At 35.2% G+C, this 8,390-nt stretch carries 9 protein-coding genes; 3 read left to right on the top strand and 6 right to left on the bottom strand.

What is annotated here, in order from left to right; all coding sequences use genetic code 11:
- The first annotated feature begins 109 nt into the window (after window positions 1–109).
- A complete protein-coding gene (locus tag ACKI4K_RS03875) occupies window positions 110–802 on the top strand; it encodes a 4Fe-4S double cluster binding domain-containing protein (RefSeq protein WP_407422475.1) in 693 nt (230 codons plus the stop codon).
- On the opposite strand, the gene ACKI4K_RS03870 is transcribed toward ACKI4K_RS03875, so the two are convergent.
- Window positions 797–1,357: a GNAT family N-acetyltransferase gene (locus ACKI4K_RS03870; protein ID WP_407422473.1), complete on the bottom strand. Its 561-nt coding sequence runs from the start codon at window positions 1,355–1,357 to the stop codon at window positions 797–799. The genes ACKI4K_RS03875 and ACKI4K_RS03870 overlap by 6 nt on opposite strands.
- Before the next feature lie 146 nt (window positions 1,358–1,503).
- Between ACKI4K_RS03870 and ACKI4K_RS03865 the strand changes: the two genes are divergently transcribed.
- Both ACKI4K_RS03865 and ACKI4K_RS03860 read left to right on the top strand, forming a co-directional pair.
- Window positions 1,504–2,451: an oligopeptide/dipeptide ABC transporter ATP-binding protein gene (locus tag ACKI4K_RS03865; RefSeq protein ID WP_407422471.1), complete on the top strand. Its 948-nt coding sequence runs from the start codon at window positions 1,504–1,506 to the stop codon at window positions 2,449–2,451.
- A gap of 1 nt (window position 2,452) precedes the next feature.
- A complete protein-coding gene (locus tag ACKI4K_RS03860) occupies window positions 2,453–3,067 on the top strand; it encodes an ABC transporter ATP-binding protein (RefSeq protein WP_407422469.1) in 615 nt (204 codons plus the stop codon).
- A 201-nt stretch (window positions 3,068–3,268) separates the two neighbouring features.
- Here ACKI4K_RS03860 and ACKI4K_RS03855 read toward each other — a convergent pair whose 3' ends face one another.
- The 5 genes from ACKI4K_RS03855 to ACKI4K_RS03835 all read right to left on the bottom strand — a co-directional run.
- Window positions 3,269–3,880 carry an ABC transporter ATP-binding protein gene (locus tag ACKI4K_RS03855; protein ID WP_407422467.1) on the bottom strand — a complete coding sequence of 204 codons (612 nt, stop codon included), beginning with the start codon at window positions 3,878–3,880 and terminating at the stop codon, window positions 3,269–3,271.
- A complete protein-coding gene (locus tag ACKI4K_RS03850) occupies window positions 3,870–4,817 on the bottom strand; it encodes an oligopeptide/dipeptide ABC transporter ATP-binding protein (RefSeq protein ID WP_407422465.1) in 948 nt (315 codons plus the stop codon). Before ACKI4K_RS03850 ends, ACKI4K_RS03855 begins: the two co-directional genes overlap by 11 nt.
- A 13-nt stretch (window positions 4,818–4,830) precedes the next feature.
- Entirely contained in the window at window positions 4,831–5,685 is an 855-nt protein-coding gene (locus tag ACKI4K_RS03845; protein ID WP_407422463.1) for an ABC transporter permease, read from the bottom strand.
- Window positions 5,675–6,670, bottom strand: a complete 996-nt coding sequence (locus ACKI4K_RS03840) for an ABC transporter permease (protein ID WP_407422461.1) — start codon at window positions 6,668–6,670, stop codon at window positions 5,675–5,677. Before ACKI4K_RS03840 ends, ACKI4K_RS03845 begins: the two co-directional genes overlap by 11 nt.
- 68 nt (window positions 6,671–6,738) lie before the next feature.
- Window positions 6,739–8,390, bottom strand: a 1,652-nt coding sequence (locus tag ACKI4K_RS03835) for an ABC transporter substrate-binding protein (protein ID WP_407422459.1), incomplete at its 5' end; no start/stop codon positions are given.

Here is an 8,390-nt window from a genome sequence, read left to right as displayed (position 1 = left end):
TATCCCCATAAAAATAGTACAGACCAAGTAATAAAAATAATAAATGCATAATTCAATGAAAAGTAATACAAAAATTAAATTTAAATAATATTAATATAAAACTATCGCTATGGCTCTATCTCTTAAACTAAAGAAATTGTTAATAAACAATGGTGCAACCGAAGTAGGTTATGCAGACATCACAAATTTTACTCCAAAACCAGAATTAAATACAGGTGTTGTTTTTTATATCACATATCCAAAAGAAATCATAAGGAACATGCAAAATGCACCCACACAGGAATATCTTGAAGAATTGATTAGTTTAAATTCAAGGTTAGATGCACTTGGAATGAAATGTGAAGAATTTTTGGTTGAAAATGGATACAATGCTTATGCCCAAACAAAAAAGAGATTGGGAACTGATTTTGGTGAGTTCAATTCATTTGAACTGCCTCATAAAACAATAGCCACCCGTGCGGGACTTGGATGGATTGGCAAATCTGCATTATTTACAACAAAAAACTATGGATCAGCACTAAGACTATCATCAGTTTTAACAGATGCCCCTTTAAAAATTGGCAAGCCCATATTAAAATCAAGATGCGGAAAATGCATGGAATGTAGGGATGCGTGTCTTGGAGGAGCAATAAGCGGCCTGAACTGGAACTATAAACTTAAAAGAAATGATTTTTATGACGATAAGAAATGTGAAAAATATGCCCTTAAAGTATCTGAAGAAAATCTAGGAAAAGCAGATACGGTATGCGGAAAATGTATTTTCGCTTGCCCGCATACACAAAAATATATTAAAAAACTATAACTTCACAGCATAAGAAAAATCATCAGCTAAAGGATTGATTTCCAAACCCTGAATTTTCTTATCCATATGAACGGTTTCAAGCTCATCATTAGCATCCAATGCAACAACAAAACCCATTTTTGTCCAAAATTTAATAGCCCCATCCAAATTCTTATGAGTGTGCAAATAAATGTCATTAAAACCAGATTGATTAGCAAAATTTTCAGCCACTGCAAACATCTTAGACGCCAATCCGCAGCGTCTGCATCTTCTATCAACAAATAGTCTCCATATGCTTGAAGTTGTTTCATTAGAATACAAATGTCTGAATTCAGGGAAATCCTTGTCATAAGCCCTTATACCAATTGTTGCTATGATTTCTCCAGTTTCAGTATATGCAACAAAGAAATTATTTCTTTTTGGATTAATGTAATATTCCCCCATATCAACAATATCTTGATGCCATTCAGGAACATAATCATAGCCGAATTCCAGTTTAATCATCTTAAATAAAAATTCTTGAACATCCTCAATTTCCTTTGAATTTTTACTTAATTCCTTAATAGTAACATTCATACCAATCACACTTCAAATGAAGTATTACATTTAATAGAGATTTTAATTAAATAGTAATACTTTTTTGTAAATTTTGAATAACTTTAATATTGATAAAGTACAAATTACTATATAAAATTTATCATTTGAAATGAAAAGGTGGTTTAATGGAGAAATTATTAGATGTTGAAAATGTTTCTATTTCATTCATTCAATATACTAAGGGATTAAATCAAAGGGATTTAAAAGTTATCAGTGATTTAACCTTAGACATTTCGGAAGGTGAAATATTAGCAGTATTAGGTTCAAGCGGTTCTGGTAAAAGTTTGCTTGCACATGCAATATTCGGAATACTTCCGGAAAATGCAAACCTACAGGGGAAAATAAAATATAAAGGAAAGGAATTATCACAAGAAGACAAAGAAGAAATAAGGGGAAAAGACATCGTGCTTGTGCCCCAATCCGTTAATTTCTTAGATCCTCTAATGAAAATATCCGACCAAGCAATAGGCCACACAGAAACCGAAGCTGAAAAGAAAGAGAAAAAGAAAAAACAAAGGGAAATCTTTGAACATTATAATTTAGGACCTGAAGTGAATGAAATGTATCCGTTCCAACTATCCGGAGGAATGGCAAGAAGAGTACTCGTATCAACAGCATTACTATCAGACCCGAAACTTGTTGTAGCAGATGAACCAACACCCGGACTTGATGAAAAAACAGTAGAAGAAACTTTAAATCACTTTAAACACATGAAGGAAGACGGAATCGGAGTGCTTCTCATCACACACGACATCCATGCAGCTCTGGAAGTTGCAGATAGAATCGGAATATTCTACTCAGGATACGTAATCGAAATAGCACTCAAAGAAGACTTCTCAGGCGATGGAGAAAATCTCCTACATCCATACACAAAAGCACTCTACAAAGCATTACCCGCCAATGGATTCGAATTAACAAAAGGACACCAACCATTACACGGAGAGATACCAAACGGATGTCCATACTACAACAGATGCGAAATGAGATTTGACAGATGTAAAGATGAAAGACCCGAATTGATTGATATTGGAAAGAAAAAAATCAGATGCTTCAAATACGAAGAAGGTGCATAAAATGGAACTTAAAGCAGCAAACATTTCATTTAAATACCCTTCCGCAAAGAAATATTTATTGAAAGACGTTAATCTTGAATTGGATAACAAAAAAGTCATGGGATTAATTGGAGACAGCGGAAGTGGTAAATCCACACTATGTAAAATATTATCAGGATATGTTACAAAATTTGAAGGGAGCGTAACATTTGATGGACAAACTCTCCCTAAAAAAGGATTCAAACCAGTCCAACTAATTTACCAACACCCCGAAAAAGTTATGAATCCCAAATGGAAAATGCAGCAAGTTTTAGCCGAATCATGGGACGTTACTGATGAAGCCTTAAAAGAATTTGGAATCCAAAAATCATGGCTGACAAGATTCCCGCAAGAGCTGTCAGGTGGGGAACTGCAAAGATTTTCCGTTTTAAGGTCTCTAAATCCAAATACCAAATTCCTAATAGCGGACGAAATGACAACAATGCTTGACGCAATCACACAAGTACAAATCCTAGATTCCGTTTTAAAAATAGTAAAAGAAAGGAACATGGGCTTTTTGCTTGTAAGTCACGATATGGATTTGGTAGACACCATCTGTGACGACAGAATATATTTAAAAGATATTAATGGTGCTTAATCATTAATATCACCCAATTTTCATTTAAATACCAATCTAACTTTTTCCCATCACAGATAATGTGGCCTTAAACATTTCAAAACCCATTCTATTTTTTAAAAAATGATGCCAATACCAAATATAGCCTGTGAAAATTCGCTTTAAAAAAAAGAAAAAATCCTAAAATTAAAATATACACCAATAAATAGCATATTTTTAATTTTAAAGATTATTTATTTCATCAAAATATAAAATATCATCACATATTACTTCAAGCAAATCGGGGTCATGACTAACAGCCAATATACCAATGTTATTAGCTTTAGCATGATTGATAAGTTTTTCCCATATCTGTACCTGTGTTACAGCATCAAGCATGGTACTTATCTCATCAGCAATGATGAATTTTGTTTTAGGGTTAAGAGCCCTCAATATACTGAAACGCTGCAGTTCCCCGCCAGAAAGCTCGCTAGGCCAACGAGTTAACCATTGATCTTTAAGGCCGAAAGTATCCTTCAACTCTTGAGGAGGAGCCCATGACTCATTTAATACTTTATTCATCTTCCATTTTGGATTCATGGTCTTTTCAGGATGTTGAAAAATCAATTGCACGGGATAAAAGCCTTTATCTGAAATTTTATTGCCGTCAAGGGTAACTTCTCCTTTATAATTAGTAATATGACCCGCAAGAATTTTGCATAAAGTACTTTTACCGCTACCGCTGTCACCCATCAAACCAATTATTTCATTGCTTTTAAGAGATAATGAAACATCATTCAATATTTGCCTTTTTTTATTATATGAAAAAGTAATATTACTTGCCTTAAGATTCATCATTAGCCCCCTCGTAATTGAAACATCTAATCATAATGCCATTATGATTAATAAGTTCCGGTTTGTTTTTCTCACACTTGCCTGAGCGTATCGGACAGTTTTCAAAATATGGGCAACCGGGAAGGTCTTCTAATGGCTGAACTCCTTCAGTTAGTTTAAAGCCGTTTCTTGGTAATGAATTGATTAAGGCCTTAGTATATGGATGCAATACATTATCCACATTTTTGAAGTTCTCTACAGTGTTTATTTCAATGACATAACCGGAATAGAATATTGCAATCCTATCTGCAGTTCTTAAGGCAACATCAATTTCATGAGTGATTAATAAAACACCTTTACCATGCTCCTTAAGATTCTTTATATCCTCAATTGTTTCTTTGACACTTTTTGCATCAAGACCTGGTGTCGGTTCGTCAGCAATCAATAAATTAGGGTCACCAATTAAAGCCGTGGACAACAACACTTTTCTTGCCATCCCACCAGACAATTCAAAAGGATACAAATCATCTACACTTTCATCCAATCCATATCTACTGAAGATTTCCCTTTGCCTTATCTTTTTCTCGGCATGTTCGGCTTTATCCTTACATTCACCAATGGCCTGTTCGGATACTTTCATAAGAGGATCCAGGAAATTGACAGACTGAGGTATCAGACAAATTTCCTTGCCTCTTAATTTTTCTTTTGATTTTTGATCCAAAACATTGCCTTTATATTTTATTTCTCCAGTTACATGAGAGTTATAAGGCAAGATACCTAAGATTGAATGAGCTAAAAGACTTTTACCCGAACCGCTGGACCCCAATATTGCAACAATTTCGCTTTCGTCAACATCTATTGTCAAATCAGATATTACCTTTGAATCGTGCCTATTTAATCCTTGAACATATTGTGTAAAAGATATTGATAGATTATTTACTTCTAATAATTTTTCCATAATACCACCCAATCTAGTTATTTGCCTGTGAAGGATCAAACAATCGTTTTAAATTATCTCCAATAATATCAAACAACAATACAACTATCAATAATGCAAGACCTGGGAAGAATGCCAACCACCAAGCACCCATTGCAAGGTATGTCATTGATTCAGACAAGATTATACCAATAGCCGGTTCGTGTGGTGATAAACCGAATCCTAGGAATGTTACACTTGATTCGTGCATGATTGCATGTGGGAATACAAGTAATGTTCCTACAAATATTTGAGACAATACTAAAGGCAAGATATGTTCCTTTGCAATCCATAATCTGCTTTTACCAAATCTTTTGGATAATGCTACATATTCAGACGTGTTTATCTGTAGCACTTCAGCTCTTAATACTCTTGTTAAGTTTACCCAATGCGTAAACGCAACCGCCATCATCACACCGAATGCACCTTTACCCAAACCGATGGATATCATCATAATCAATAATATGTGAGGTATTGATGCGAATAAATCGATTAACCAGGATACAAATTCATCACAGAACCTGTTGACACTTGCAAGAAAAGCCAAGAGTGTGGCTATTATACTGGATATTATTGAAGCAGCCAATCCAATCATGATACTTAAACTTAAACCTTTCAATGTTCTTATGAACATGTCCCTGCCCATCCAATCAGTACCGAAAGGATGTTCGAATGATGGAGGTTTCATTTTCATAGCAAAATCAGTAGGCAGATTAGCATCAATCATCCATCCGCAAATGAAGATAACCAATAAAATTAATCCAGTGAGCCCAATGGTTAAGAGTGTTTTTTGTCTTAAGTTTAGAGAACTGAACAAACCCCTGTTATACCATGGCATTTCACTCATCATCCTCACCCCTTAATCTTGGATCGACATATTGATAAATCAAATCAGCAATGAAATTTCCCATAAATACAAAGATGGCACTGATAATAACAATACCTAACAGTAACGGGACATCTGACCTTAAGCCAGCAGCCACTGTTGCTTGACCTATGCCCGGATATGCAAATACCTGTTCAACAAGAATTGTACCCCCGAACAGCTCATTGAATGACAGGAATTGAATTGTGATTGCTGGAAGCAAAATATTCCTTATTCCGTGATTTTTGATAATTCCCCAGAAACTTTCACCTCTAGCCTGTGCAAATAAGAAATAATCACTTTTTTTAACATTGATGAGTTTATCCCTTGTATACATTGTAAGAGAAGCGATTCCTACAATACTCAATGTGATTGCAGGCAATATCAATCTGTATAGCCATTGCCAGAATGTTACAGTATCCGACAATTGTCCAATAGGAACTGAAAGTCCGATTGGGAACCAACCTAAATATACTGAGAAAACCATTAAAAGTACTAATCCTATCCAAAATGTAGGTGTAGATTGCAATATGTAGCAATAAGTTTTAATCGCCTTATCTATCCAACTATCTTCTTTTGCACCTGCAATAACTCCTAAACCAAAACCTACGAATGCAGATATTACCCAGGATACTGCCATGAGAGTAAATGAGGCTGTGAATTTCTGTGCAATAACTTCAGTTACAGGAGCTCTGTAAATCAATGAAAAACCCATACTTCCAGATGCCAATGTCTGAAGCCATCCCATTACTCTTTCACCCAAGGACAAATTTGTTCCCCAATATTCGCCTATTATGGCAACTTGTTGTTGGGTGACAAGTCTTTGACCAAGATAAGCTTTAACAGGATCAATAGGAGATAATTGAATCATTATAAAACTGATTGCTGCAATAACACTTATCAAAATTAGTAATCTAATAGCTTTAAATCCTAAAAATTTAGCTAATTTCTTATTGTTAATTTTAATCATCTCTTATAACTTTGTTAAAAAAAGGAAAAAAATGATTTATTAAAAATAAATCATCTTAACTAAATCATTTATTTAGCAGTTTCATTAGAGGTTGTATTAATACGTGTCCAATCGTAGATGTTACCCCATATGTCTCCACCGTGTGGATAAATGAGGTGTGTACCATTGGATATGTCTAATGAATCACTTACGAAGTATGTGTAATCCACAGTTCCAATCCACAAGAATGGGTAATTAGATACAGCTTGTTGAGCCGCTAGAGACCAGACTGAGTATGAACTGTTTAAGTCTTGACCCATAGCTGTATCAATTGATGCGTCAACTATAGTGTCATTAAGACCTTCAGGGTTGTCATAACCTACGTAAGCTACTCTTGAATCGTATTGGTGTTCAATTTCATATGGGTCTGCTGAACCGAATCCCCATACTACTCCCTGACTGTATTTGTTAGGGTCAATGTCATCCCAACTTCCACCTACAGGAGTTACATTAATACCTATATCCTTAGCTTGTTCTGCAACAGCCACTGCAATTGCTTGTCTTTCTGTAGCTTTTGCATTGTAATAAATGGAGAATGCTGCAGGTTGACCATCTTTTTCGACAATGCCGTCTCCGTTGGTATCATTCCATCCGGATTCTGCAAGGAGAGCTTTTGCTTCATCGACTTGGCCGTCTTTGAATGAGGTTTCAAATGCCCATGGCAATTGTCTAGCTACACCAGTGTAGGATACATTACCGTATCCGTTGAATGCACCGTCTAATAATTTTTGTCTGTCAATACCCATGTTTAATGCTTCTCTGATAGCAGGGTCTGCAGTTACATTATTACCCACGGTGATATTGTCTTCGCTTAATTTACCTTCAGCTTTTTGTGTTGGTAATGATATTCCACGTACATCAATTGAATCGAAGTATTCCATGTGGTAACCGTCCACTGTTTCATTTGCATAAGCCAGTTGTACTTCAGCAATGTCGACATCACCGTTTTTAACCGCTGCAAATGCTGCATCTGGATCAAGGAATAAATTGGTTATTTTTTCAAAGTATGGTTCTTTACCGTAGTAATCAGGGTTTTTCTCTAAGATGAATTGTTGTCCCTTATCCCATTGAGCTAATTTATAAGGTCCGGAACCGATTGGGTTTTTACCGTATGAATCTTCATTATAATTAGCTTCAGGAACAATACCTACATCAGTTAATTTGTTAACAAATGTTGAGTCAGATTTATTGAGTTCGAATACTATTTTAGTATCGCCATCAACTTTAGCTTCGTTCATGGAACTTAAATCTGCACCTTCGCCTAATTCTTTTGCCTTATTGTATGAAAATGCTACGTCTTTAGCGGTTAATGAACTGTTATCTGTAAATTTAACATCATCACGGATAGTGACTGTATAAGTTTTTAAATCATCAGACACGTTATAACCGGTAGCCAAATCATTTACAAAATTATTGTCTTTGTCTCTTTTAAGAAGTGTACTTTGGATAAGAGGTTCTGTTCCGGAATCGTGGTATCCCCAACCATGCATTGGGTCAAAACCAAATTCAGGTTCTTCACCGTGAGCGGCAACACAAGCAACTAATTCATTAGCAGCATGTTGTGTGTTTCCTCCCCCCAAAGCAAAAGCACATATACCAATTATTGCAAGAACTGCAACAACCGCGGCTATAATATATTTAGTTTCCATTTTATTTTCCTCATTAAAAATTACTTTTAATA

The sequence above is a fragment of the Methanobrevibacter sp. genome (assembly GCF_045644645.1).
Lineage (GTDB): Archaea > Methanobacteriota > Methanobacteria > Methanobacteriales > Methanobacteriaceae > Methanocatella.
The sequence above is the reverse complement of the archived record's forward strand: the minus strand, read 5'-3'. Positions and strand labels throughout refer to the sequence as shown.

Bases quoted from the DNA above. Each gene is read 5' to 3' on its own strand.
- ACKI4K_RS03865 (WP_407422471.1), top strand. From the start codon at position 1,504: ATGGAGAAATTATTAGATGTTGAAAATGTTTCTATTTCATTCATTCAA.
- ACKI4K_RS03860 (WP_407422469.1), top strand. From the start codon at position 2,453: ATGGAACTTAAAGCAGCAAACATTTCATTTAAATACCCTTCCGCAAAG.
- ACKI4K_RS03840 (WP_407422461.1), bottom strand. From the start codon at position 6,670: ATGATTAAAATTAACAATAAGAAATTAGCTAAATTTTTAGGATTTAAA.
- ACKI4K_RS03875 (WP_407422475.1), top strand. From the start codon at position 110: ATGGCTCTATCTCTTAAACTAAAGAAATTGTTAATAAACAATGGTGCA.
- ACKI4K_RS03870 (WP_407422473.1), bottom strand. From the start codon at position 1,357: ATGAATGTTACTATTAAGGAATTAAGTAAAAATTCAAAGGAAATTGAG.
- ACKI4K_RS03845 (WP_407422463.1), bottom strand. From the start codon at position 5,685: ATGATGAGTGAAATGCCATGGTATAACAGGGGTTTGTTCAGTTCTCTA.
- ACKI4K_RS03850 (WP_407422465.1), bottom strand. From the start codon at position 4,817: ATGGAAAAATTATTAGAAGTAAATAATCTATCAATATCTTTTACACAA.
- ACKI4K_RS03855 (WP_407422467.1), bottom strand. From the start codon at position 3,880: ATGAATCTTAAGGCAAGTAATATTACTTTTTCATATAATAAAAAAAGG.